The following is a 21,932-nucleotide window of genomic DNA, read 5'->3' as shown; positions in this document are numbered from 1 at the left end:
CGGGTCACCGCCTCGTCATCCGGTAGACGATGCTCGTGGTCGTGACGCCCAGAAGAATGAACAGGAACTGGATCCAGTAGAACGCCGGGAAACCCCACAACCGCGGTGAATCGTGGTTGTAAATCGGGGTGAGCAGCGGCACCACAATCGGGATGAGGAGCAACCAGTTCCAGGAACTGTGATCGGTCCTCTTGATTGTCTCGGCGGGCACCGCCTCGGGAGATTCAGGCTCGGCCATCAGCCGCACCTCCTCGTTCGTTTCGGGCCGGGGATGTGGGCCCACCAAAACGCTAACGATGCGGGGAGGAACGAGTCGATCACTGTGCGCCGAACGGGCGAGGCGGTGCGCTCAACGGCACCGCCCCGCCCGCGTGAGAAGCACTCCTACGAGATCAGGCCGAGATTGACGGCCTTCGTCAGCGAAGCGTTGTCGTCGTCACCGTCGAGCGACCACATCATCGCCCCGCCGAGCCCCTTGGCCCGGATGTAGAGCGTCTTCTGCAGCAGCTGCGCCGGGTCGTCGTACGTCCAATAGGTTGTTCCGTCGAAGAGCCACGAGTTGCCGGCCTTCCAGTCGCGGTACAGCGTGAAGCCCGGCAGGTTCTTGACCGTCTTGTAGTCTTCCGTCCCGTTGGCGAAGACGCCGACGGCCGGCCCGGTGGCGGTCGCAAATCGCCCATTTCCGCCGGAGGTGATCCCGGTCCAGCCCTGGCTGTAGTACGGCAGACCGAGGACGAGCCGGCTCTTCGGCGCCCCGGCCTTCACCCATGCATTGATCGCGTTGTCGGCGGAGAAGTCCGGGTTGTCGGGAGCGCCCTTCGGGACGAACAACGACGACTGCTGGTTCGTCCGCAGCTCCCATGAGCCGTGGTAGTCGTACCCCTGAACGGTCCCGAAGTCGAGGTACTTGAAGATCTTCCCCTCGAAGCCTGCCGCGATCTTCGCGGGCGCCGCCGGCAGGAACGCCGTCAGGTCGTAGTGCTTGCGCGTCGACTTGCCGAGCTTGTCGAGCTGCGCCCGGAACTCCGCCGCGAGCAGCGTGAAGTTGTGCTTGTCCTCGGGCCGGATCACGTTGCCGGCGTTGCCGTCGGAGCCCGGCCACTCCCAGTCGAGGTCGACGCCGTCGAAGATCCCCGCGGCGACCCCCGCCGACAGCCCCGGCAGGTTGCCCTTGATCCACAGGTCGACACAGGAGCTGACCAGCTTCTTCCGCGACGCGTCGGTCAGCGCCGCGTCCGAGAAGTAGGCCGACCCGGTCCACCCGCCGAGCGAGATCAGCACCCGCAGCTTCGGGTTCTTGGCCTTGAGCTCGGCGAGCTGGTTGAGGTTCCCCGCGATCGGCTGCCCGGCGACGTCCCCCACGCCGTCCACGCTGAGCTCGTCCGAGAACGGCGTCTGCCAGTCGGCCCACGGATCGGCCGAGGCGCACACCCCATCCGCCGTGACCGGCCCGAACGCGTAGTTGAGGTGCGTCAGCCGAGCCGCCGCACCGGAGTTCTGCACCTTGCTGAGCTGGAAGTTCCGCCCGTAGATACCCCACTGCGTGAAGTAACCGACCTTGACGTACGACTTGCCGTGCGCCTGTGCCGCGACAGGCGTGACCCCCACGATCGTGGTGGCCACAGCAGCCACAGCGATGAGGCGGCGGGTGAGACCGCGCATGAGCCCTCCAGGGCCGAAACGTTGAAGAAAGTTTCCTAATCGAGGAAGCTAAACGTCCACAAGCGCCGAGGCAATACGGTGCGGCATTCGGGGTGGTTACGCATTTCATACCGTACGAGGTGAAGGTCGTAACCGACCGCATTCACTTCCGTCCCTGCCTTCGTGGGCCGGCCGGCTGCCACGCAAGGCCGTACTTCGCCGCCGGGCCGTCGACCCGGGTAATGCCAGACCCTCCCTGCGTACCACCCCACGCCGTACGGTCGAAAGCATGGACAACCGGGAAGAGGTGCGGGACTTCCTCACCACCCGCCGCGAACGGCTGACCCCCGACGAGGCCGGCGTGCCGTTCTTCGGCGGCAAGCGGCGGGTCAAGGGCCTGCGCCGCGAAGAGGTAGCCATGCTCGCCGGGATGAGCACCGACTACTACACCCGCCTCGAGCGCGGCAACCTCACCGGTGCGTCCTCCGCGGTCCTGGAATCGCTGGCCCGGGCCCTGCGCCTGGACGAGGCCGAGCGCCTGCACCTGCTGAACCTGGCCGACACCGCCAACAACGCGGCCCGGCTGGACCCGAAGCGACGGCCCCGGCGCACCACCGGTCAGACCGGTGTCCGCCCCGGCGTGCAACGCATTCTCGACGCCATCAGCACACCCGCGTACGCCCGCAACGGCCGCATGGACGTCCTGGCCGTCAACCGCCTGGGCCGCGCCCTGTTCGCCGACGCCCTCACCGGCGGCGCGACCTTCAACCTGGCCCGCTACCTCTTCCTCAACCCCCACTCGCAAGACTTCTACCGTGAATGGGAACGAGTCGCCGCCGACTCGGTAGCCGCCCTGCGCACGGAGGCCGGCCGCAACCCGTACGACCGAGGCCTGACCGACCTGGTCGGCGAGCTGAGCACCCGCAGCGACGAGTTCCGCCAGTGGTGGGCCACCCACAACGTCAAGCTGCACTACACATCCACCAAGACCATGCACCACGCGCTAGCCGGCGACCTGGAACTGACCGGCGAAGCCCTACACCTACCCGGCGACGCCGGTCTGACCATCATCACCTACACCTTCGAACCAGCCAGCCCGACCGAACAGGCCCTGGCTTTCCTGGACAGCTGGAGCCTCCGCGAAGCAGCGATGCCCCCCACCAACCGCTGACTGGCCGCCGACTTGTCCTCGATGAGGTAATAGGTGGATGAGCGAACTGGACTCGGTTCTGATCGACACGAGCACCCTGATCAATCTCGGTCTGGATGACTACGAGTACCGCCCCACATGGTCGTCCGAAGGCGCCGGGGCGATCGAGGCATTGGTGCTGTTCGAAAGAATCGTCCTGGATTCGCCATCGATAGGTGCCGGCGACTCGAACCGGGAGTGGGATACCGATCGGGCCAGACGCAACCTCCGCAGCATACTTTCGATCGACGATCTGGGCGCGTCGGTGCGTTACGCGAACAGCGACCCGGAGGAGGCGCGAGAGACCTATCGGCGCGCGGCCACCCTGGTCGGGGAAATAGAGCTCACCGCGCAGGACGTGGCAAGAATCGCATACCACGTCCCGGACGGGATGGCCCAAGAGATCGGTGCTCACTTCCGTTCGTCAAGCAGTTGGGAGAATGTCGCATTCGTCATGGGCGACGACGATCTGCTCCAGCACATGGTGACCGAGTTCCGCTTACGGCTGGGTTCGGGCTCATCGTTCAGTGCAGGCGGAGTGCTGGTGCTCATCCGCCTCTTCTACTACCTGGCACTCCAGGAACGCCTGGGCAGTCCGGCGCTGCTGCTCCACCCGTCGAAGGGCATATTCGACGCCCCACCGGGCTACGCACATGCGCGCTCGATATTCGACATGTTCGACGCCAGAGTCCGAGACGCCTACCACGAGAGGCGCCGAAACTGGCTGGGCACCGCGAAGGACCCAGAATTGCCCCTACCCGCCTTGGCTCGCTACGTAGCCGAAGAATCCCACCGTCGAGAATGGAGCCCCGGCCGAACGATAGCCCACCTTAGAGAAGATCCCGACGTACGCTCCTTCAGAAAAGGCATGAAGGAGCTGTGCGCCTACGTCGAGATGAAAGACGCAGTCAAAATCGACTCGGTACTCGGAGAACTAGAGTCAGCCGCCACGGAGTGGAGCAAAAAGCTCGGCGTCAAAATCCGCCCCAGACGATTATCGCTCCAGCTGGCGTTACCGTTCGTGCAGCCCTCCTTCGACGTCCCCCTACCTCTCCCAGCAACGTCACCAGCGCAACGCCTGCTCCTACTAATCGATCGACTGATGCGCGAAGGCTGACGGAAGGGCCGCCGATCGGCTGCCGCCGGTGACGGGTCGGCCGCCGCATTGCCCGAGTGTGGAGCCGATGTCGTGCTGATGCTCAGAGCTGATGCTCAGAGCTGTGTCTAGTCCCACCTGATGCTTGACGGTTGGTCTAGGTTTTGGTGGTGGCTTGCGGGAAGCCGTGATCAAGTTCTCCTCGACTGTTGAGCGGGCGTCCGGCACCATGTGCCGGTGAGTTTTGGCCTGGTCGTAGTGGCTATCGACCCCAGCGCGAGCGACGACGCGGTGCGGGCGATGGTGGAGCGCTGTCGTAGCGCCTCGCATCCCGAAGGTGAGCTGGACGAACGCGTCGTCGGCTTTTATGAGCACCTGCGGTCGAGCTATCCCGACTTCCCGCCCTACGGTGATGACTCGCCTTGGATGTCGATGCCGCTCGATGTCGGCATCGATCATGTCAGCATGCTGATGAGCTTCGGGCAGCGCAGCACGCCGGCGCTGAGCTTGATTGATGATCTCGCGCAACGGTACGGACTCACGATTTATGACCCGCAGGGCGACGAGGTCACCCGACCCGGGGACATCAGGATGCCGTTGGACCCTGCTCTGTTGGCGTTGATGGAGTCGCTCAGGTCGCCCGAAAGCTGATTCATCCATCGGCAGCGACCTTCCGAGGCCGATCAGCTTTTAGGTTCCGGATGGGCAGTTGGTTCGTACGCCGGACGGTGCGGGGCCCGTCGTCACAGGCGATGGTCAGGTCGGTGTCGGTGACGTCGATGCTGACGGTCTTGCCGGCATGGACCCGGCCGAGCGCAACAACCTGACGGGCGACGATGACCACGCCGGTGTCCGACACACGGCGTTGCACCCGCACCGGCTCGGTCGAGGGCAACGGTGATGGGCCGGCGGGACGTAGGCCGCGCAGCCGGGCCACCTCGTGCGGGGTGAGCGGGTTGGGCCGGGTGCGCAACAGCTACCGGGTCTCGGGGGCGAAGAAGCTCAGCGTGGTCGCGTCGATTCGGATGCTGACCCGGCGGCCGCCGAGGATGTCCGCGGCCAGGACGAGGTGCTGACCCAGCGAAACGCTACCGGTCCGGTTGGCGGGCTGGGTGAGCCGGTGCACGATCCCGTTCTCCCGGCAGATCCTGTCGAACATCACCTCACCACCGTTACCGAACCGCGCGGTGAACTGCTTGCCGTTGTCCGTGAGCACCTCCTCGGGCACCCCGAACTCCTGCAACGCGGCGGCGAAAGCGAGGCAGACCGCCCGGCCGGTGGCCCGGCGCACCACCGCCGCGATCACGCAATACCGGGAGTGGTCGTCGACGCCGGTGACGACCTTCGCCTCGCTGCCATCAGGCAGGAAGATCCCGCCCACGACGTCCATTTGCCACAGTTCCATCGGCCGGTCGCGTTCCCAGCGGATGTAGTCCTTGCGCCCCCGGCGACGTTTGGCCGGGGTCATCAGCCCGTGCCGGATCAGGATCCGATAAACCGTCATCCGCGACGGCACCGGACCCGGACAGCCATGCCGGCCCAGCTCGAACGCGATCCGCCGCGACCCCCATTTCGGGTGGTGCCGACGCAGCTCACACACCAACACCTCCACCTCTGGCGATGCCTGATGCGCACACCCGTCTGGTCGCCGGGACCGGTCCTGCAACCCGGCCAAGCCCTCGTCGGTATACCGGCACAGCCAGACATGCACGCTCTGCCGGGACACCCCGACCTTCGCAGCGACCTCAACGACAGGGTCACCGGCCAGGACCGCCAGCACGGCCTGATATCGCTGTTCCACGATGGACATTCCCACCAGCGCCAATCCCGGCCCCCAGATCGCGTGCTACCCGCAAACAACACGTGATCAAGAAGCCGAATGGTGATCATGTCAAGCATCAGGTGGGACGCGAGTGTCAAGCATGTCCCGTGACGGGACAGCTGCTCAGAGCTGTCCTTGTGCGAAGTTTCTGTACGGGTTCAAGGCGCGGTCCGGGAATCGGTGCCTTACGCCTGCGGCGACGCTCAGACCCGGCCGCGCAGATCCGAAAGCGCCAGCCAGACACGGCGAAGCCCGAGCATCTGCCGCGCAGGGCGACACTCGGGGCTCTCGCTGTCCGGGCCATGGCTGGGCCGTCAGACGACGACCGACATCGGCCGATGTCGACCAGAACTGACGGACGAAACACCAGGTAAGCGAGGGTATACAGCACCCTGACCAGGAGGGCGGCGGACGAGTCGGCCTGTACGCCGGATTCTGTCCCGGCTGGTGCCGGGGGCGGTCATCCATCTCGGCACGCCGTTGCCGGCGGGCTCTTGCGGCCTACCCGCAGGCTCGGGCGAGCAGCCCTCGAACGCCTGCGCCGGTTTGGGGCCTTGCGGTCCCTCGCCTTTCTTGGCCTTGCTCCGGGTGGGGTTTACCTAGCCACCCCGGTCACCCGGGGTGCTGGTGAGCTCTTACCTCACCGTTTCACCCTTACCGACCAGCGTGGGCCGGCGGTTTGTTTTCTGTGGCACTGTCCCGCGGGTCGCCCCGGGTTGCCGTTAACAACCACCCTGCTCTGCGGAGTCCGGACGTTCCTCGGTGACGCCCCACAAGAGGGCGCCGACGCGACCGCCCGGCCGACTCGTCCGTCGGCTCCAATCGTACGGGCGGGGCGACAGGCGCTCGGGCGGGGGCGGGCCGAAGGCCGTAGATTCAGCTCACCATGGATCTTTCGCACATCCTTCTGCTGCTGGTGGCCGGGTTGGCCGCGGGGACCGTCAACGCGATCGCGGGTGGGGGATCGCTGATCACGTTCCCCAGCCTGATCGCCACGGGGTTGCCGACCGTCGACGCCAACGTCACCAACTCGGTGTCCGTTTTTCCGGGGTACGTGGCGAGCGTGTTCGGGAGCCGGGCCGATCTCGTCGGGCAGGGGCGGCGGGTGCGGGCGATCCTGCCGACCAGCCTGGTGGGGTCGGTCGGGGGATGTGCGCTGCTTCTGCTCACGCCGGAGCGGGCCTTCGAGCTGGTGGTGCCGTTCCTGGTGCTGGCGGCGGCGGCGACCCTGGCGTTCCAGGAGCGGCTGCGTGGGCTCGTCGGGCATCCGCGGGCGATGTCGCCCCGGCGGGCGAAAGTGACTCTGCAGGCCGTGGTCTTTGTGGGGGCGATCTACGGCGGGTACTTCGGGGCGGCGCTGGGAGTCATGTATGTGGCGGCGCTCGCCCTGATCCTCGACGAGCCGTTGAAGCGGATCAACGCGCTCAAGAACGTGCTCTCCGCCGCCGTGGGCCTGGTCACCGTGGTGGTGTTCTCGTTCTTCGCGGATGTGCACTGGGGGGCCGTGCTGGTGCTGGCGCCGGCGACGATCGTCGGCGGGTACGCAGGGGCGAAGGTGGCGCGGCGGCTGCCGGCGCGAGTGCTCCGGTACCTGATCGTCACCTTCGGCACGGTCATCGGGCTGGTCCTGCTGTACCGGGCCATCAAATAAGACCTTCAGGCGTGAGGGTCCGGTCCTTCGATAGCGAGTAGCAGTTCGCGTAGGTCGCTGCTCAGCCGGTGCTGCAGTGCCGGGTCGATGGTGGCGAAGATTTCCTGCTCCGCGACATCGTTGGCCTCGACGGCCTGTAGCTGGCGTTCGAGGCCGCTGGGGGTGAGCGTCACCAGAACCTGGCGGCGGTCGGCGGGGTCGACATCGCGTCGGACGTAGCCCTCGCGCTCGAGGCGTGCGATGCGGTTGGTGATTGCTCCGGAGGTCAGCTGGGCCACGTCCAGCAGTTCGCCAACGGTCAGCGTGCCGCCTGCTCGGCGCAGTCCGCTGAGGATCTCCAGCTCCCAAAGCTCCATGCCGAGGGGGGCCAGCCGTCGGCGAACCTCGGTGTCGAGTTGGCGGGCGGCGCGCCGCAGGCGCCAGGCGATCGCCTTCGCGGAGGCGTCACGCTCGGGCTCAAACGTGGCGAGGAACGCGAGCATCGTGTCGACTCGGTCGCGTCGAGAGCTGGGCGTGGCCATGACCACAAATATAACAGCTTGAAGAATCTCGACGTCGTGATAAATTTATCTTCACGTCAAGATAATGAAGGTGAAGGGATCGAGCCATGGCAACGAACGCCACCAGGGCGGGAAGAGTCGCCCCCGCGCACCCGAAGCCGCAAGGTGCTCCCGGCACGCGGACTGTCGCGTTGACCGTCGCGCTGGCCGTTCTGGGGGTCTTCGTAACGTATATGCCGATCACGACGGTCAGCGATTCGCTGACCACGATCGGCGCCTCGACCGGCGCCTCGACGGCGGATCTGCAGTGGATCAGTGACAGCTACATCATTCCGATGGCGGCGATGATTCTCTCGGCCGGTGTCTTCGGGGATCTTCATGGCCGCCGCCGCGTCTATCTCATCGGTATGGCGCTGACCGTGTTCGGCACCGTGATCGCCGCGATCGCAGGCACGCTGACCGGCGCGTCCGCACTTCATCTGTTGTGGACCGGTCAGGCCGTCACCGGCGTCGGCGCCGGTTTGCTGCTGCCGACCACGCTCGCACTGATCGCCCACGCGGTACCCGATCTGCATGCCCGGGCCCGCTACGTCGCCCTGTGGGCCACCGGACTCGTGCTCGGCATCGCGGTCGGACCGCTGCTGTCCGGGACCATCCTCCGGTACGCCGGGTGGGGCTGGGTATTCGTACCGAATGCGGGGCTGGCCCTCGTCGCCGGTGTCCTCGCCGCGCTGCGCCTGCCGGAATCGAAGGCGCCGGACGGCCGCCGCCTGGACTGGCCCGGCCAGATCACCGCGACGGTCGCGATCGCCGCCAGCATCTTCGGTGTGATCGAGGGCGGCCAGTCCGGTTGGAGCTCGGCCCGGGCCGTTCTCGGGCTGGCCGTGGGCGCTGCCGCGTTCGCCGCGTTCCTGCGTATCGAGGCACGCTCGAGCTCACCGCTGCTGAACCTGTCCCTGTTCCGGTCACCCGCCTTCAGCGCCGCCGGTTTCTCCGCACTGATCGCCCTGTTCGCGCTCGTCGGGACAATCTTCCTGCTCAGCCTGTTCTTCGGCGCCGGGCAGCACCTGTCACCACTAGCCATCGGTGTGCGGCTGCTGTTCATCAACGGCGTCACAGCCGTGGCGAATCCCCTGGTCGGACGGCTGCTGACCAGATGGCCACCGGTCGCGCTCCTGGCCGTCGGGCTGGGGCTGGGCTCGGTGGCGATGTTCCTGATGACCGGAATTCAGGCCGACACCTCGATCGGCGCCGCCGCATGGCGGCTCGCCATCCTGGGCGTCGCCGACGCATTCATGCTCAGCGCCGTCGCCGTCGCCGCGATCCACGCCGTCCCGCATCGCCTCGCCGGCATGGCGGCCGCCTCGAACACCGCCCTGCGCCAGTACGGCGCCGTCCTCGGTCCCGCCGTCCTCGGCGTGATCCTCACCAGCCGGATCGCGGGCGGCGCCAGCATGTCCGCCGCCCTGCACACCGCGCTGAGCGTCAACGGCGTGCTCCTGTTCATCGCCGCCATCGTCTGCGCAATGACGGTGCGGCTCGGACGCGACACCGCGAGCTGAGCTCCGATTCATCCACTCGCAACGCCGCAATTGTTCCTGGCCAGCGATGCAGTCGGCACCTGGCCCAGACACGGAAAGGCAGGCCAATGAAACTCATCCGCGCCGCGCACCGGACAAGCGTGCGTGCAACCGTCATCGCCATCGCGGCGGTCACCGGCATCGCCGGGCTGCTCATCGCGGCCGGACCGGGGGCCTCCGCCCAAACCGGATCCGCTCCCGCCTCATCCGCCCCGGGCGCCTGTTCACTCAACCCGTCGCCCCCGGCCGGCTTCGTCGAGCGCAAGGTCAAGGTCAACGGCATCGGCATCAACTACGTGCGCGGCGGCCACGGGCCCACCCTGCTCCTGCTGCACGGCTACCCGCAGACCTGGTACACGTGGGACCACATCCTGCCCGCGCTCGCCCAGCACTACACGGTCGTCGCGCCCGACCTGCCCGGCGCCGGGCTGAGTGATGCTCCCGCGCCCGCCGCCAACTACACGAAGAAAGCCATGGCCGCCGACATCTACGCGCTGATGGTCAAACTCGGCCTCAGCCACGACCTCAGGATCGTCGCCCACGACATCGGCACCACGGTCGCCTATCCCTACGCCGCCGCCCATCCCGATGACATCGTGAAACTCGTGCTCAGCGAGGCCCCGATCCCGGATCCGACCATCTATACGTTCCCCTCGCTGACTCCGAACGGCCCGGGGCTGTGGTGGTTCGGCCTGTTCGCCGAGAAAAACGGCCTCGCCGAGGACTTGATGACCGGCCGGGAGCAGCAGTGGGTCACCGACTTCATGCCGACCAGCGAGGTGGTCAAGGGCGCCGTCACAGCATGCGACATGGACATCTATGCCCACTTCCTCGCGCAACCCGGACACTTGCGGGCAAGCATCGAGTGGTTCGCCACCCTGCCGCGAGACGTCAAGGACAACGCCGTCTACCAGCAGACCAAGCTCACGATGCCAGTCCTTGCCATCGGCGCCTCCGCCAACCTGGGCAGCCGTGAGGCCACTTGGGTCAGCCAGTACGCCACCAACGTGACCGGTGTCGTCATCCCGAACTCCGGACACTGGCTCTACCAAGAACACCCCGCCGAGCTCACCACGATTCTCCTGCAATTCCTGGGATGACCGGCCCTCGGGCGGCTGCCACCGCGACCACGGCAGCCGCCCGTCACCGGCCGAACATCACAAGAAACTCGTTCCGTCAGGTGAGATCGGCGGGATTGGTGTTGGCGCCGCAGAGGAGGACCACGACCCGCTCGCCGGGCGCCGGGAGGTACGCGCCGGAGGTCAGGGCCGCATAGGCCGCCGCCGTGCCGTGCTCGACCGCCAGGCGGTAGTCGTCCCAGAGGCGGCGGCGGGCGTCGACGATGGCCTTGTCGTCGACCAGGAGCGAGGCGATCCCGGCGTCGCGGGCCAGCTCGAAAGCGATCTCGCCGGCTCGGCGTGCGCCCAGCGAGTCGGCGGCCACGCCGGAGACCGGGACGTCGACCGGGGCTCCGGCCCGCAGGGCCTCGTGCAGGCAGGCGGAGGTCGCCGGCTCGACCGAGACGACCGAGATGCCCGAGGAGCTCAGGGCGGCGATCATGCCGGCGATCAGGCCGCCGCCGCCGACCGCCACCAGCACCGTGTCGAAGCCGCCGGGCAGCTGGGAGAGCAGTTCGAGGCCGAGCGTGCCGTTGCCGGCGACCATGTCGGGGTCGTCGTAGGCGTGGCAGAAGTACGCGCCCGAGGCCTGGGCCCATTCCACGGCCGCCGCGTACGCCTCGGCGTACTCGTTGCCGGTCTGCACGACCGACGCGCCGAGCTTGCGCAGCTTGTCCACTTTGACCGCGGGGGCCGTCGACGGCACGTAGACCTCGGCGGGGACGCCCAGCTCGCGCGCCGCGTACGCCGCCGCCAGGCCCGCGTTTCCGCCGGAGGCCGCCACGATGCCGGCCGAGGGGAGCACGCCCCGGGTGGCCGCCGCGACGATCTGGTTCATCATGCCGCGGGTCTTGAAGCTTCCGGCGTGCTGCGTGAGCTCGAGCTTGAACCAGAGCCGGTCGTCCGCCTCGAGAAGTGGCGTGCGCCGCACCCGGTCGCCGATCCGCCGTTCCGCCGCCCGTATGTCGTCGATGTCAATCATCGCTGTTGACTCTATGAGGCAGGCAAGGGTTACGCGATGCTCCAGCTCACCCGCCGGGACGCGACGGGCGAGGATTCACCCACGAGGCGCGCGAGGTCGAGCAGGCGGTTCGAGAAGCCCCACTCGTTGTCGAACCAGCCGCGGACGGTCACCCCGCCGTCCGCGGTGGTCTGTGTGCCCGACGGGTCGAGCAGGCAGGAGGCCGGATTGTTCTTCACGTCGATCGACACGGTGGGGTCCGGGTCGTACGCGAGGATGCCGCGCAGTGGACCGGCGGCGGCCTCGGCCATGGCCCGGTTGACGTCCTCGACGCTGACCGCGTGGTCGGTGTTGCCGGAGAGCTGGGCCAGCGACCCGATCGGAGTGGGCACGCAGTAGTAGCTGTACCGCATCTCGCCGATCTCGGGCAGCGCCACCCGCACCAGGTCGCCGACGACGTAGTTGTGCGGGATGATGCTCTCCCCGGCGGCCCGGCCCAGGCGCGGGTCCTCGCGGGAGGTGCCGAGCACCGAGTCCTGCGCCTTCTGCCAGCCCTGGGTGGCCAGGACCACCGACGTGTTCACCGAGCGCAGGCCAAATCGATCCAGCAGAACCTTTGCCATCACCGTGAGCGCGTTGACGCCGCACGAGCCGGGCGAGACCACGTCGTGCAGCGCGGGGTCGTAGATGTGGTGGTTGGCGCCGAAGACCAGGAACGCGTCGGGGTCGTCGGCCGAGGCGCTGATCACGACCTTGCGGGCGCCGCCGTGGGTGATGTGCCGGCGGGCGCTGGTGCCGGCCCGGAACCGTCCGGTGGCCTCGATGACCACGTCGACCCCGGCGTCGGCCCAGGGGATGCGCTCGGGGCGCGGGTGATGGAATACGCGTATCGCGTGGTCATTCACGACGAGGTGATCGGCGCGGGTGGTGACGGTGCCGGGAAATGAGCCCCTAATGCTGTCGCGGCGCAGCCCATAGGCCATTTTCTCGATCGACGCGAGGTCGTTCACCGCGGCAATGGATATTCCGGATTCCCCGGCCGCCGCCACTATCCTCGTGATGCTGCGGCCGATCCGACCCAATCCGTTGATGCCGATCGTGACAGTCATCGAAGGCTCCTAGGCCGCTTGTGATCCGTGCTTGTCGTGTGGCGCCGGGCGGAGCCTGGTTACCCGGGATTCCACCCACCGTCACGCCCTCGACACTATGAGTCGTGCAACTTGCACGTCAACGCGGGACGGGTCACAGACCTGCCTAGATCCGGGTATGACCTGGTGGGGACCGTCGTGCGTTCGTGAACGGTGACTTTCGGGCATTGGTGGCGCTTGATGCGATGTCGCTCGGAAAGGTGAATGGGTTCTCGGAGATGGTCCGCGTCATCCGGATCGGCTATGCGTTTTCCGGCCAGGCGTGCCATTTTTTTGCGAGAATTCCAACCCGGGCGCGGCGGATAGATATTCCGGAACCGATCAGCCGCGTGTGGGAAATCACCGGGCGCGGCCGGCGCGGTGCAGGATCGCGACGCCGGCCAGCAGGGCCAGCATGACACCGGCGAACCAGAGCATCGCGGTGGTGGCCCCCACGAACTGGGTGGCGACGCCGACGCCGATCACCGGGAGGATCAGGCCGAGGTATCCGAAGAGGAACAACCCGGCCAGGGTCTCGCCGCGCTCGTGGGGCGCGGCCATGCCGACGACCGTGCCGATCGCCGCCTTGAACAGGATGCCCGCACCCGCGCCGGCCAGCGCGCCGCCGGCCAGGAAGGGCCAGAGCGCGGTGGCCTGGACCCCGGCGGCGAGCACCACGAGCCCGGCGGCCGTGGCGATCAGGCCGCTGGTGAGGCGCCTCTTCCCGGGTGCGGCCTGCATCGCGGCGCCGGTCGCGAAGACCAGGAACGTGACGGCGCCGGCGAGCAGGCGGCTGCCGTGGTGCAGCGACCCGGCCAGGAAACCGGGCGCGAGCGAGGTGAACAGCCCGAAGACGGCGAACGAGGTGAACGCGGCGGCCGCGGCGACCAGGTAGGCGGTGCGGCTTCCCCGGGTGATCCGGATGCGCTGCGGCCGATAGGCCGGCCTGACCTCGGGCGCGATCACGGTCTCGGGCACGGCCACGACGGCGACTATCGCCAGTGCCAGCAGGACCAGCATGACGACGTACGGGGTACGCAGCGGCGCCGGCGCGAACTGGGCGAGCGCGCCCGCGATCAGCGGACCGGTGGCGAGCCCGCCGAGGTTGGCCGCGGCCGAGACGGCGTCGAAGCGCGCGCGGCCCGCGGCGGGGCGGTGCGCGGTGTGCAGCTCGAGCAGGTACGCGGTCGCGGTAGCGGTGATCATGCCGATCCCGAGGCCGGTGAGGAACCGGGCGATGACCAGGCCGGGCAGTGCGGGCCAGGCCAGGAACAGCACGCCGGCCAGGGCCTGGGTGGCGAGCGCGGGCACCAGGATCCGGCGGCGCCCGGCCCAGTCGGACACGTGGCCGGCGAGCAGCAGGCTGGCGACGACGCCGACCGCGTACACGGCGAAGACGATGGTCACGGTGAACGCGGAGAAACCGTCCTCGCGCTGGTAGATCGGGTAGAGCGGGGTGGGCACGGTGGAGAACGCCTGCGACACGAGGTACACCGCGGCGATCAGCCAGAAGGCGACGCCGTGCCGGGTGGATCCGCGGAGCTCGGTGGAGGCGCGGACGGGCGAGAGAACGGTCATGTCATCAGAGTGCTTCGCGCCAAGCATCAAGTCCAACGATGATGAGTGCTAGTAAGCATCACGAGGTGAGATGATCGACTCATGGAGCTCAAGCACTTCGAGTACTTCGTGGCGGTGGCCGAGGAGCGCAGCTTCACCCGGGCCGCCGCGCGCCTGCACGTGGTGCAGTCCGGCGTCTCGGCGGTGATCAAACAGCTCGAGCGGGAGCTCGGCGCCGAGCTGCTGGAGCGCAGTTCCAAGCGGGTGGCGCTGACCGACGCCGGCGAGGCGCTGCTGCCCCGGGCCCGCGGCGCGCTGGACGCGGCGCAGGCGGCCCGGGACGCGGTCGGCGAGGTGCGCGGCGGCCTGCGGGGCACGCTGCGGATCGGCACGCTCAACTCGGTCGCGGAGATCGACGTCCCGGCCGTGCTGGGCAGTTTCCACCGCAGCCACCCGGAGGTCGTGCTGCGTCTCACGGTCTCGCCGTACGGTTCGCTCGGGCTGGTGGAGCGGCTGATCGACGGCTCGCTCGACCTTGCGATCGCGTCGCTGCCGGGACGGCCGCCGGCCGGGATCCGGGTGCGGCAGCTGCTGCGGCGCCGGCTCGAGCTGGTGCTCCCGGCCGGGCACCGGCTCGCCGGCGACCAGGAGGTGCGCATCGCCGATCTGGCCGACGAGCTCTTCGTCGACTTCCCGGCGGGTTACGGCAACCGCATCGTGCTCGACCGGGCCTTCGCCGCGGCCGGGTTCGACCGCCGGGTGGGCGTCGAGGTCATCGACATCACGAGCGCCGCCAGCTACGTACGCGAGGGCCTTGGTATCTCCATTCTGCCCCGTTTCGCCGTACGGGACGAAACGGGTTTGATCTTGAAAGAAGTGAGTGACGTGGAGCTGGAGTGGCCGCTCGGAGTGGCGGTGTCCGCGCTGCGGGCCCCGAGCGCGGCGGCGCGAGCCCTTGTCGCCCTGATCAGCGAAACGGCCGCATGATGCGCCTTCGTCCGTAATGCTGCTGATGGACGACCAAGGAGGCGTCGATGTCGGAGAACAGCCAGCAGGTCGAGTCGGTGCAGAAGTTCCGGCGGTTCGCCCTGGCCGTCTGCCTGATCGGCATGCTCGTGCAGCTCGGACTGACCGCCTACTACCTGGGCATGGGCCACAAGGCGCAGCCGCACCACCTGCCCGTGGGCCTGGTCTCGCCGGCCGCCAAGCGGGCGACCGTGATCAGCCTGCTCTCCGCGAACGACTACTTCCGGGTCACCGACTACGCCACGTCGGACGACCTGATCATCGCGATCAAACGCCGGGATGTGTACGGGGGAGTCGACGTCACCGCGAGCAAGCCGCACCTCTACGTGGCGAGCGCCGCCGGGAACGCGGCCGCCGGTCTGTTGCGCACCACGTACACCACCGTCGTGCAGCAGCAGACCGCCGACACCCTCGCCGACCTGGCCAAGGGCGACGACACGATGAAGGTCAGCCAGGCGCAGGACCTCAACACGCCGCCCGCGATCACCGACGTCGTACCGCTGCCCACCAACGACGTCAACGGCGTCTCGCTCGGCTTCCTCACGCAGGCGCTCGCGCTCGGCGGCACGATCGCCTCGATGGGTCTCGGCCGGCTCATCCCGCGCGCTCCGCGCTCCTGGCGGCGCGGCCTCGCGCACGTGACCATCCTGATCGTGTACGCCGTGGGGTCCGCGGCCGTCATTCTCTGGTCGATGACGTGGTTCGGGGTGGGCGAGACCGCCGACCGCGGCGAGATGCTCGGCATCTTCTCGCTGATCTCGCTGGCCATCACGGCCTCCACGGCCGGCGCGGTCGCGTTGTTCGGCCCGGCCGGCGCACTGATCGGCGCCATGTACTTCACGCTCGGCACGGTCATCTCGGGCGCGAGCATCCTGCCCGAGTTCCTGCCGTCGTTCGGCCGGCACCTCGGCGAGAACCTGCCGACCGGCGCCGGCGTCCAGGCCGTCCGGGACAACCTCTACTTCCCGGCCGCGCCGATCCACCGGCATCTGCTGGTGCTCGGCCTCTACGCCGGGATCGGTGCGCTGGTCGTGCTGATCACCAACATGCTGCCGAACCGGCGGAACGCCACCTCCGAGGTCGAGCTCGAGCTGACGGAGCGACTCGAGGGAGCCGAGCGCCGCGAGCCGGTCTCGATCTAACCTCAGCTCGAGATCGGCACGACCGATACCTTCCGGCATGCCCGTACGCACCACCGTCACCGTTCCGCTGCGGTTCCCCGACGGCTATGCCACCTCGGCCGAGGTCACGACCTTCGACGGGCTCGCCGACGGTCGCGAGCACCTGGCGCTCAAGGTGGGCACGCCCGGGCCGACCCCGCTGGTGCGGCTGCACTCCGAGTGCCTGACCGGGGACGTGTTCGGGTCGGAGCGGTGCGACTGCGGACCGCAGCTGCGCGAGGCCGTCGAGCGTATCGCCGGCGTCGGTGGCTACCTGCTCTACCTGCGGCAGGAGGGCCGGGGGATCGGGCTGTACGCCAAGCTCGACGCCTACGCGCTTCAAGATCAAGGATTGGACACGTACGCCGCGAACCGTGCGCTCGGGCACGCCGATGACGAGCGGGACTACACGTCGGCCGCGCAGATGCTGTCGTCGCTCGGGGTCTCGGAGATCGACCTTCTGACCAACAACCCCGATAAACCCGCACAATTGCGGCGGCTCGGAATCGGCGTGCGGCGAGTGCTTCCCACCGGGGTGTACGCGACCGCGGCCAACGTCCGGTATCTGGAGGCCAAGGCGTCGCTGACCCGGCACACTCTCACGCTGCCGATGGCCGGCTGATCCTCAGATTCCCGCCATTCCGCCGAACGGAATTGTGTGGGAATCGAGGGAATCAACGCGCGGATCGCCGACATCCAGAGCCGGATCATCGCGCTGCAGACCCAGCAGGCCGGCCGCGGTACGCAGACCCAGTCCTCCGTGACGACGGGCGGCGCGGCCGGGGACGACTTCGCCAGTTACCTGTCGGACGCCGTCTCGCAGTCGTCGTCGAGTCGTACCTATTCGCTGAACAGCAACGGGATCCCGACCGACCTCGCCGCGTACGGCAACGGGAAGGTCCCGGCGAGCGCGCTCGAGCAGGTCGGCACCACCCGGCACAAGCTGTGGGGGCCGGCCGCCGAGGCGCTGACCCGGATGATGTCCGACGCCGAGAAGGACGGTGTCAAGATCGGCATCACCGACTCGTACCGCCCGTACGCCGAGCAGGTCGATCTCGCCCGGCGGAAGGGGTTGTACTCGCAAGGCGGGCTCGCGGCCAAGCCCGGCACCAGCGAGCATGGCTGGGGCATGGCCGCGGATCTCGACCTGAACGCCAACGCCCTCTCCTGGGTGCGGGAGAACGCCGCCAAGTACGGCTTCTACAACACCGCGCCCCGGGAGAGCTGGCATTGGGCCTTCAAACCCCAGTAGATCAGCAAACCCGAGGCGTCAGGCGGTGGCCAGCAGCTCGCCGTGCAGTAGCGACAGCCAGCCGTCGGGATGGGCGGCCCAGGCGCGCCAGCCGTCGGAGATGCGCTGGAGATCGTCGGCCGTGGCGGCGCCGGTGCGCAGCGCGGTCGCCGCCATCTCGGATTTCAGCACCCGATCGGCCCACATGCCGCCCCACCAGGCCCGGTCGTCGGGGGTGGCGAAGCACCAGGTGCTCGAGGTGGCGGTCAGCTCGGTGAACCCGGCCGCTCGACCCCAGGCCAGCAGCCGGCGGCCGGCGTCGGGCTCGCCGCCGTTACCCCGGGCGATCCGCTCGTACAGATCGAGCCACTCGGTGAGCTCGGGGAACTCCGGGAACCAGGTGAACGCCGCATAGTCGCTGTCGCGCACCGCCACCACGCCACCTTCTTTCGCGACACGGCGCATCTCGCGCAGCGCCGCCACCGGGTCGGTCACGTGCTGGAGCACCTGGTGGGCGTGCACCACGTCGAAGGTGTCGTCGGGGAAGTCGAGCGCGTGCACGTCGCCGGTCGCGAAGTCGACATTGGTGATGCCGCGCCGGGCGATCTCGGCGCGGGCCAGGTCGAGCGCCTCCTCGGTGACCTCGAGCGCGGTGACCCGGCCCGGTGTGACCAGCGTCGCGAGGTCGGCCGTGATGGTGCCGGGGCCGCAGCCGACGTCGAGAACCGAAACTCCGGAATTCAGCCGCGGCAACAGGTAGGCCGCCGAATTCTCTGCGGTGCGCCAGCGATGCGAGCGCAAGACCGACTCGTGGTGTCCGTGCGTGTAGGTCGCCATGTCTTCGACGCTAGCCCCGCCGTCCTTGTATGTGAGAACAAAATCCCAGCATATGGTACGTGGTGAGTTAAGCGATTTCTTCCTGGCCACGTCAGGCCGTACTTTTGTCGGCATGAGGATCGGCATTGTCGGCGCGACGGGACAGGTGGGCGGCGTCATGCGGCGCATCCTGGCCGAGCGCGAGTTTCCCGTTGATCAGCTTCGGCTGTTTGCTTCCGCGCGCTCCGCGGGTCGCACGCTCCCGTGGAAGGACGGCGAGATCACCGTCGAGGACGCCGCGACGGCGGACTTCCGGGGGCTCGACATCGTGCTCTTCTCGGCCGGCAAGGGCAGCTCGAAGGAGCTGGCGCCGCGCGTCGCCGCCGCCGGGGCCGTGGTCATCGACAACTCGTCGGCCTGGCGGATGGACCCGTCCGTTCCGCTCGTGGTGAGCGAGGTCAACCCCGACGCGGCCCGCAACCGGCCGAAGGGCATCATCGCCAACCCGAACTGCACGACCATGGCGGCGATGCCGGTGCTGCGCCCGCTGCACGACGAGGCCGGTCTTGTCGCGCTGGTCGCCACCACGTACCAGGCCGTCTCCGGCGCCGGGCTGGCCGGCGTGAGCGAGCTCGACGAGCAGGTGAAGAAGGTCGCCGACCGGGCCACCGAGCTCACCCACGACGGCTCGGCCGTGGAGTTCCCGGCGCCCCGCTCGTTCGCCAAGAACATCGCGTTCAACGTGCTGCCGCTGGCCGGCTCGATCGTCGACGACGGCCGGGGCGAGACCGACGAGGAGCACAAGCTGCGCAACGAGAGCCGCAAGATCCTCGACATCCCGCAGCTGCTGGTCTCCGGTACCTGTGTGCGCGTGCCGGTCTTCACCGGCCACTCGCTCCAGCTGAATGCCCGCTTCGCCCGGCCTCTTACGCCGGCGCGTGCTCGTGAGCTGCTCGCTGTCGCGCCCGGTGTCGAGCTCTCCGATGTTCCGACCCCGCTCGAGGCGGCCGGTCGCGACCCGTCCTATGTCGGCCGCATCCGTGCCGACGAGACGGTGGAGAACGGTCTCGCGCTCTTCGTCTCGAACGACAACCTGCGCAAGGGCGCCGCGCTGAACGCGGTGCAGGTGGCCGAGTTGGTGGCCGCCGAGCTCTAGGTTTTCGCTCTTCGCACCGCCCCGGCCGGGATCGGCCGGGGCGGTTTTTTCTTGAGTGGCATTCATATCCAATGTGGAAATCTAGGACTTTTTGCCCGAATCGGTGGCGGATGGTCGGTTTGAGGTGCACAGTGATGGCATGAACGACAGTGGGCTCGGCGGGGGCAGCTATTTCTGGTGTCTCCGCCACAGCCGTGTCGAGACCGGCGACGACATGTGTCCCGCCCAGTACCGGCTCGGCCCCTACGCCACGGCTGACGAAGCGACGCGGGCACTCGAGACCGTCGAGAAGCGCAATGCCGAGTGGGATGCCGAGGATGCCCGCTGGACCGGGGAGGTCAGCTAGCACCGGCGCGCGACCCCCTGTGTCCAAGCCGGAATTCGCAGTCTCCAGGCGGAGACGAGCCCGCAGTCATTCGCAAGGAGGAACACCCTGATGGCCGCTGCCAAAAAGGCTCCGACCAGAGCAACAACGGCCGCCCGGAAGACCGGGACGGCGACGGTGCGCACGACCACGACCACGCGGCCGACGGTGCCGAAGCCGAGCACACCCAACCGGGGTGTCGCCGCCGCCGCGAAGGCGGCGAAGCCGGCGATCGTCGGGCAGCGCTCGGCGGCCGGCACGAAGTCCGCCGCCGCGAAGTCCATGGCCGCCGCGAAGTCCGCGGCATCCGCGAAGCCCGCGGCCGGCGCGAAGTCTGTTTCCGCCGCGAAGACGGCCGGGACGAAGTCGGCGCGGACGGCCGTGGCTAAGACCGCCGCCGCCAAGAACGTGGGTGCCAAGAAGACGGCCGGTGCGAAGAGCGCGGGCGACAAGAAGTCCGTGGCGAAAGTGACGGCCGTGAAAACGACGGTGGCCAAAGTGACGGGCGTGAAAGCGACGGCGACGAAAGCGACGGGTGTGAAAGCGGCCGCCGCGAAGAAGGCCGCCGGGTCCGGGCGGACCGCCGCCGGGCTGAAGACGATCGCGAAGCGCGCTACCGGCGTGGCCAGGCCGACGCCGAAGCCCGCGCGGCCGGCCACGCCCGCTACCTCGAAGCCCGCGACCGGTAAGCCGAGCACGGTCAAGCCGGCGGCGGTCTCCGGGCGGGGCAAGGCGATCACCGGCGCGGGGACCACGACCAAGAGCGTGGCGGTCAAGGCCGCGGGGCGTGCGGTCGCGGGCAAGCGGCGGCCGGTCACGCCTCGGCGGACGGCGGCCGCGGTCAGCCCGATGCCGGGGATGATGTCGGCGACGATTCCGCCGGAGCCGACTCCCGCGGCGGACATGGACGAGTCGATGCCGATGGCGCCGGCGCCGGTGATGGAGGAGCCCACCGAGTCGGGGATCAGGCCGGCGGCGGGGACCGTGCGGCGCAGCCGGACCGCGGACATGCCGGCGGTGCTCGGGTCGATCAGCGGGATGCCGGTGGTCTCGCCGGATCCGGAGGCGGCTGCCCGGGCCACGGGGAAGGCAGTTTCGCGGGCGAAGTCGACGGCCGGCAAGGCGACCGGATCCGCCACGGCGGCGGCCAGGAAGACCGCCGCCAAGGCGGCTACGGTCACGCGAACTGCGGCCGCTAGGACTGCGGCGGCGGCCAAGAGTGCGGCTGTCGCCAAGTCGGTGGCGAAGAGCGCGGCGAAGGGGGTCGCCAAGACCTCGCCGGCCAGCAAGACGACCGCCAACCGGGCGCCGGCTACCAAGAGTGCGGCCAAGTCGGCGGCCAAGTCGGCCGTCGCCAAGAAGACCGCGGCCAAGGCGACCGCGGCCAAGGCGACCGCGGCCAAGGCCGCCGCTACCAAGGCCGCCGCTACCAAGGCCGCCGCTACCAAGGCGACTGCGGCCAAGGCGACTGCGGCTACGCGGGCGGCCAAGGCGAGTGCGGCCGCCGCTACGACGGCGGCGATGGCTCGGGCCGCGGCCAAGACGGCGGGAGCCAAGACCACCGCCACCCGGGCCGCCGCGACCAAGGCCACGGCGGCGAAGAAGGCGGCGACCAAGGTGGCACCGACCAAGTCGGCGGCCAAGGCGACCGCGGCCAAGTCGGCGGCTAAGGCGACGAGGGCTAAGGCGACGGCGGCCAAGGCGACGATGGCTAGGACTACGGCGGCCAAGGCGACGGCGGCCAAGGCGACGGCGGCCAAGGCGACGGCGGCCAAGGCGACGATGGCCAAGGCGACGATGGCCAAGACCGCCGCGGCGAACAGCACAGCGGCCAAGGCGGCGACGACGGCCAAGAAGGCGGCCGCCAAGGTCGCGTCGGGGACCAGGGCGATGCCGGGGAAGACGGCTGGGACCCGGGCGCCCGCGGCTAAGACGAC

The 21,932-nt window shown here is 68.7% G+C and carries 21 protein-coding genes, 1 other RNA gene and 1 pseudogene; 12 read left to right on the top strand and 11 right to left on the bottom strand.

From position 1 onward, the window contains the following. Positions 1-4: 4 nt before the first annotated feature. Positions 5-238, bottom strand: coding sequence for a DUF3311 domain-containing protein (locus A3CQ_RS0140150; RefSeq protein ID WP_026206748.1), 234 nt, complete (start codon positions 236-238; stop codon positions 5-7). Positions 239-384: 146 nt separating this feature from the next. Next, positions 385-1,662: a glycoside hydrolase family 18 protein gene (locus A3CQ_RS0140145; RefSeq protein WP_026206747.1), complete on the bottom strand. Its 1,278-nt coding sequence runs from the start codon at positions 1,660-1,662 to the stop codon at positions 385-387. A 268-nt stretch (positions 1,663-1,930) separates the two neighbouring features. On the opposite strand from A3CQ_RS0140145, the gene A3CQ_RS0140140 reads away from it, so the two are divergent. From A3CQ_RS0140140 to A3CQ_RS0140130, 3 genes are all read left to right on the top strand, one after another. Next, positions 1,931-2,812, top strand: coding sequence for a helix-turn-helix domain-containing protein (locus tag A3CQ_RS0140140; protein ID WP_020516620.1), 882 nt, complete (start codon positions 1,931-1,933; stop codon positions 2,810-2,812). A 37-nt stretch (positions 2,813-2,849) separates the two neighbouring features. Beyond that, the gene (locus A3CQ_RS0140135; protein ID WP_020516619.1) at positions 2,850-3,947 is read left to right on the top strand and encodes a hypothetical protein; all 1,098 of its coding nucleotides are present in this window, start codon (positions 2,850-2,852) and stop codon (positions 3,945-3,947) included. A gap of 216 nt (positions 3,948-4,163) precedes the next feature. Next, positions 4,164-4,577, top strand: coding sequence for a hypothetical protein (locus A3CQ_RS0140130; RefSeq protein WP_245577560.1), 414 nt, complete (start codon positions 4,164-4,166; stop codon positions 4,575-4,577). Between the two features lies 1 nt (position 4,578). Here A3CQ_RS0140130 and A3CQ_RS62335 read toward each other — a convergent pair whose 3' ends face one another. From A3CQ_RS62335 to rnpB, 3 genes and pseudogenes are all read right to left on the bottom strand, one after another. After that, a complete protein-coding gene (locus A3CQ_RS62335) occupies positions 4,579-4,770 on the bottom strand; it encodes a hypothetical protein (protein WP_211216774.1) in 192 nt (63 codons plus the stop codon). Between the two features lie 201 nt (positions 4,771-4,971). After that, positions 4,972-5,736 (bottom strand): annotated as a pseudogene (locus tag A3CQ_RS58555) (DDE-type integrase/transposase/recombinase); the annotation flags it as partial. A 420-nt stretch (positions 5,737-6,156) separates the two neighbouring features. Beyond that, an RNA gene (gene rnpB, locus A3CQ_RS58195) (RNase P RNA component class A) lies at positions 6,157-6,556 on the bottom strand. Positions 6,557-6,634: 78 nt separating this feature from the next. Between rnpB and A3CQ_RS0140115 the strand changes: the two genes are divergently transcribed. Continuing rightward, a complete protein-coding gene (locus A3CQ_RS0140115) occupies positions 6,635-7,399 on the top strand; it encodes a sulfite exporter TauE/SafE family protein (RefSeq protein WP_020516615.1) in 765 nt (254 codons plus the stop codon). Positions 7,400-7,404: 5 nt separating this feature from the next. Here A3CQ_RS0140115 and A3CQ_RS0140110 read toward each other — a convergent pair whose 3' ends face one another. Continuing rightward, positions 7,405-7,920 carry a MarR family winged helix-turn-helix transcriptional regulator gene (locus A3CQ_RS0140110; protein ID WP_020516614.1) on the bottom strand — a complete coding sequence of 172 codons (516 nt, stop codon included), beginning with the start codon at positions 7,918-7,920 and terminating at the stop codon, positions 7,405-7,407. Positions 7,921-8,090: 170 nt separating this feature from the next. On the opposite strand from A3CQ_RS0140110, the gene A3CQ_RS0140105 reads away from it, so the two are divergent. After that, entirely contained in the window at positions 8,091-9,461 is a 1,371-nt protein-coding gene (locus A3CQ_RS0140105; protein ID WP_020516613.1) for an MFS transporter, read from the top strand. A 119-nt stretch (positions 9,462-9,580) separates the two neighbouring features. Next, positions 9,581-10,579, top strand: a complete 999-nt coding sequence (locus A3CQ_RS0140100; RefSeq protein ID WP_245577558.1) for an alpha/beta fold hydrolase — start codon at positions 9,581-9,583, stop codon at positions 10,577-10,579. A gap of 76 nt (positions 10,580-10,655) precedes the next feature. On the opposite strand, the gene A3CQ_RS0140095 is transcribed toward A3CQ_RS0140100, so the two are convergent. The 3 genes from A3CQ_RS0140095 to A3CQ_RS0140085 all read right to left on the bottom strand — a co-directional run bounded on the left by A3CQ_RS0140095 (position 10,656) and on the right by A3CQ_RS0140085 (position 14,263). Further along, positions 10,656-11,579, bottom strand: coding sequence for a threonine/serine dehydratase (locus A3CQ_RS0140095; RefSeq protein WP_020516611.1), 924 nt, complete (start codon positions 11,577-11,579; stop codon positions 10,656-10,658). A gap of 29 nt (positions 11,580-11,608) precedes the next feature. Continuing rightward, positions 11,609-12,667, bottom strand: a complete 1,059-nt coding sequence (locus A3CQ_RS0140090; RefSeq protein WP_020516610.1) for a type I glyceraldehyde-3-phosphate dehydrogenase — start codon at positions 12,665-12,667, stop codon at positions 11,609-11,611. A gap of 378 nt (positions 12,668-13,045) precedes the next feature. Further along, positions 13,046-14,263 carry an MFS transporter gene (locus A3CQ_RS0140085; RefSeq protein WP_020516609.1) on the bottom strand — a complete coding sequence of 406 codons (1,218 nt, stop codon included), beginning with the start codon at positions 14,261-14,263 and terminating at the stop codon, positions 13,046-13,048. Between the two features lie 81 nt (positions 14,264-14,344). On the opposite strand from A3CQ_RS0140085, the gene A3CQ_RS0140080 reads away from it, so the two are divergent. Genes A3CQ_RS0140080 through A3CQ_RS0140065 form a run of 4 tightly spaced genes read left to right on the top strand, consistent with a single transcriptional unit; the run spans position 14,345 to position 17,680 of the window. Continuing rightward, positions 14,345-15,229: a LysR family transcriptional regulator gene (locus A3CQ_RS0140080; protein ID WP_020516608.1), complete on the top strand. Its 885-nt coding sequence runs from the start codon at positions 14,345-14,347 to the stop codon at positions 15,227-15,229. A 47-nt stretch (positions 15,230-15,276) separates the two neighbouring features. Beyond that, positions 15,277-16,410, top strand: coding sequence for an ABC transporter permease (locus tag A3CQ_RS0140075; RefSeq protein WP_020516607.1), 1,134 nt, complete (start codon positions 15,277-15,279; stop codon positions 16,408-16,410). A 37-nt stretch (positions 16,411-16,447) separates the two neighbouring features. Further along, positions 16,448-17,050 carry a GTP cyclohydrolase II gene (locus A3CQ_RS0140070; RefSeq protein WP_020516606.1) on the top strand — a complete coding sequence of 201 codons (603 nt, stop codon included), beginning with the start codon at positions 16,448-16,450 and terminating at the stop codon, positions 17,048-17,050. Positions 17,051-17,086: 36 nt separating this feature from the next. Further along, on the top strand, positions 17,087-17,680 hold the full coding sequence (locus tag A3CQ_RS0140065; protein WP_020516605.1) for a M15 family metallopeptidase: 594 nt from the start codon (positions 17,087-17,089) through the stop codon (positions 17,678-17,680). 18 nt (positions 17,681-17,698) lie between these two features. Here the strand turns inward: A3CQ_RS0140065 and A3CQ_RS0140060 are convergent, their stop codons facing one another. Then, a complete protein-coding gene (locus tag A3CQ_RS0140060) occupies positions 17,699-18,496 on the bottom strand; it encodes a class I SAM-dependent methyltransferase (RefSeq protein ID WP_020516604.1) in 798 nt (265 codons plus the stop codon). A 112-nt stretch (positions 18,497-18,608) separates the two neighbouring features. On the opposite strand from A3CQ_RS0140060, the gene A3CQ_RS0140055 reads away from it, so the two are divergent. Together A3CQ_RS0140055 and A3CQ_RS0140050 are read left to right on the top strand one after the other, a co-directional pair. Next, positions 18,609-19,631, top strand: a complete 1,023-nt coding sequence (locus A3CQ_RS0140055; RefSeq protein WP_026206746.1) for an aspartate-semialdehyde dehydrogenase — start codon at positions 18,609-18,611, stop codon at positions 19,629-19,631. A 139-nt stretch (positions 19,632-19,770) separates the two neighbouring features. Continuing rightward, positions 19,771-19,977: a hypothetical protein gene (locus A3CQ_RS0140050; RefSeq protein ID WP_020516602.1), complete on the top strand. Its 207-nt coding sequence runs from the start codon at positions 19,771-19,773 to the stop codon at positions 19,975-19,977. On the opposite strand, the gene A3CQ_RS58180 is transcribed toward A3CQ_RS0140050, so the two are convergent. Beyond that, the coding region (locus A3CQ_RS58180) for a hypothetical protein (protein WP_020516601.1) at positions 19,974-21,932 on the bottom strand (1,959 nt) is incomplete at its 5' end. The genes A3CQ_RS0140050 and A3CQ_RS58180 overlap by 4 nt on opposite strands.

Source organism: Paractinoplanes globisporus DSM 43857 (genome assembly GCF_000379645.1).
In the GTDB taxonomy this organism is placed as follows: Bacteria; Actinomycetota; Actinomycetes; order Mycobacteriales; family Micromonosporaceae; genus Actinoplanes; species Actinoplanes globisporus.
This window is presented reverse-complemented; position numbering and strand designations above follow the sequence as displayed.

Bases quoted from the DNA above. Each gene is read 5' to 3' on its own strand.
- A3CQ_RS0140150 (WP_026206748.1), bottom strand. From the start codon at position 238: ATGGCCGAGCCTGAATCTCCCGAGGCGGTGCCCGCCGAGACAATCAAG.
- A3CQ_RS0140145 (WP_026206747.1), bottom strand. From the start codon at position 1,662: ATGCGCGGTCTCACCCGCCGCCTCATCGCTGTGGCTGCTGTGGCCACC.
- A3CQ_RS0140140 (WP_020516620.1), top strand. From the start codon at position 1,931: ATGGACAACCGGGAAGAGGTGCGGGACTTCCTCACCACCCGCCGCGAA.
- A3CQ_RS0140135 (WP_020516619.1), top strand. From the start codon at position 2,850: ATGAGCGAACTGGACTCGGTTCTGATCGACACGAGCACCCTGATCAAT.
- A3CQ_RS0140115 (WP_020516615.1), top strand. From the start codon at position 6,635: ATGGATCTTTCGCACATCCTTCTGCTGCTGGTGGCCGGGTTGGCCGCG.
- A3CQ_RS0140110 (WP_020516614.1), bottom strand. From the start codon at position 7,920: ATGGCCACGCCCAGCTCTCGACGCGACCGAGTCGACACGATGCTCGCG.
- A3CQ_RS0140095 (WP_020516611.1), bottom strand. From the start codon at position 11,579: ATGATTGACATCGACGACATACGGGCGGCGGAACGGCGGATCGGCGAC.
- A3CQ_RS0140090 (WP_020516610.1), bottom strand. From the start codon at position 12,667: ATGACTGTCACGATCGGCATCAACGGATTGGGTCGGATCGGCCGCAGC.
- A3CQ_RS0140085 (WP_020516609.1), bottom strand. From the start codon at position 14,263: ATGACCGTTCTCTCGCCCGTCCGCGCCTCCACCGAGCTCCGCGGATCC.
- A3CQ_RS0140080 (WP_020516608.1), top strand. From the start codon at position 14,345: ATGGAGCTCAAGCACTTCGAGTACTTCGTGGCGGTGGCCGAGGAGCGC.
- A3CQ_RS0140075 (WP_020516607.1), top strand. From the start codon at position 15,277: ATGTCGGAGAACAGCCAGCAGGTCGAGTCGGTGCAGAAGTTCCGGCGG.
- A3CQ_RS0140070 (WP_020516606.1), top strand. From the start codon at position 16,448: ATGCCCGTACGCACCACCGTCACCGTTCCGCTGCGGTTCCCCGACGGC.
- A3CQ_RS0140060 (WP_020516604.1), bottom strand. From the start codon at position 18,496: ATGGCGACCTACACGCACGGACACCACGAGTCGGTCTTGCGCTCGCAT.
- A3CQ_RS0140055 (WP_026206746.1), top strand. From the start codon at position 18,609: ATGAGGATCGGCATTGTCGGCGCGACGGGACAGGTGGGCGGCGTCATG.
- A3CQ_RS0140050 (WP_020516602.1), top strand. From the start codon at position 19,771: ATGAACGACAGTGGGCTCGGCGGGGGCAGCTATTTCTGGTGTCTCCGC.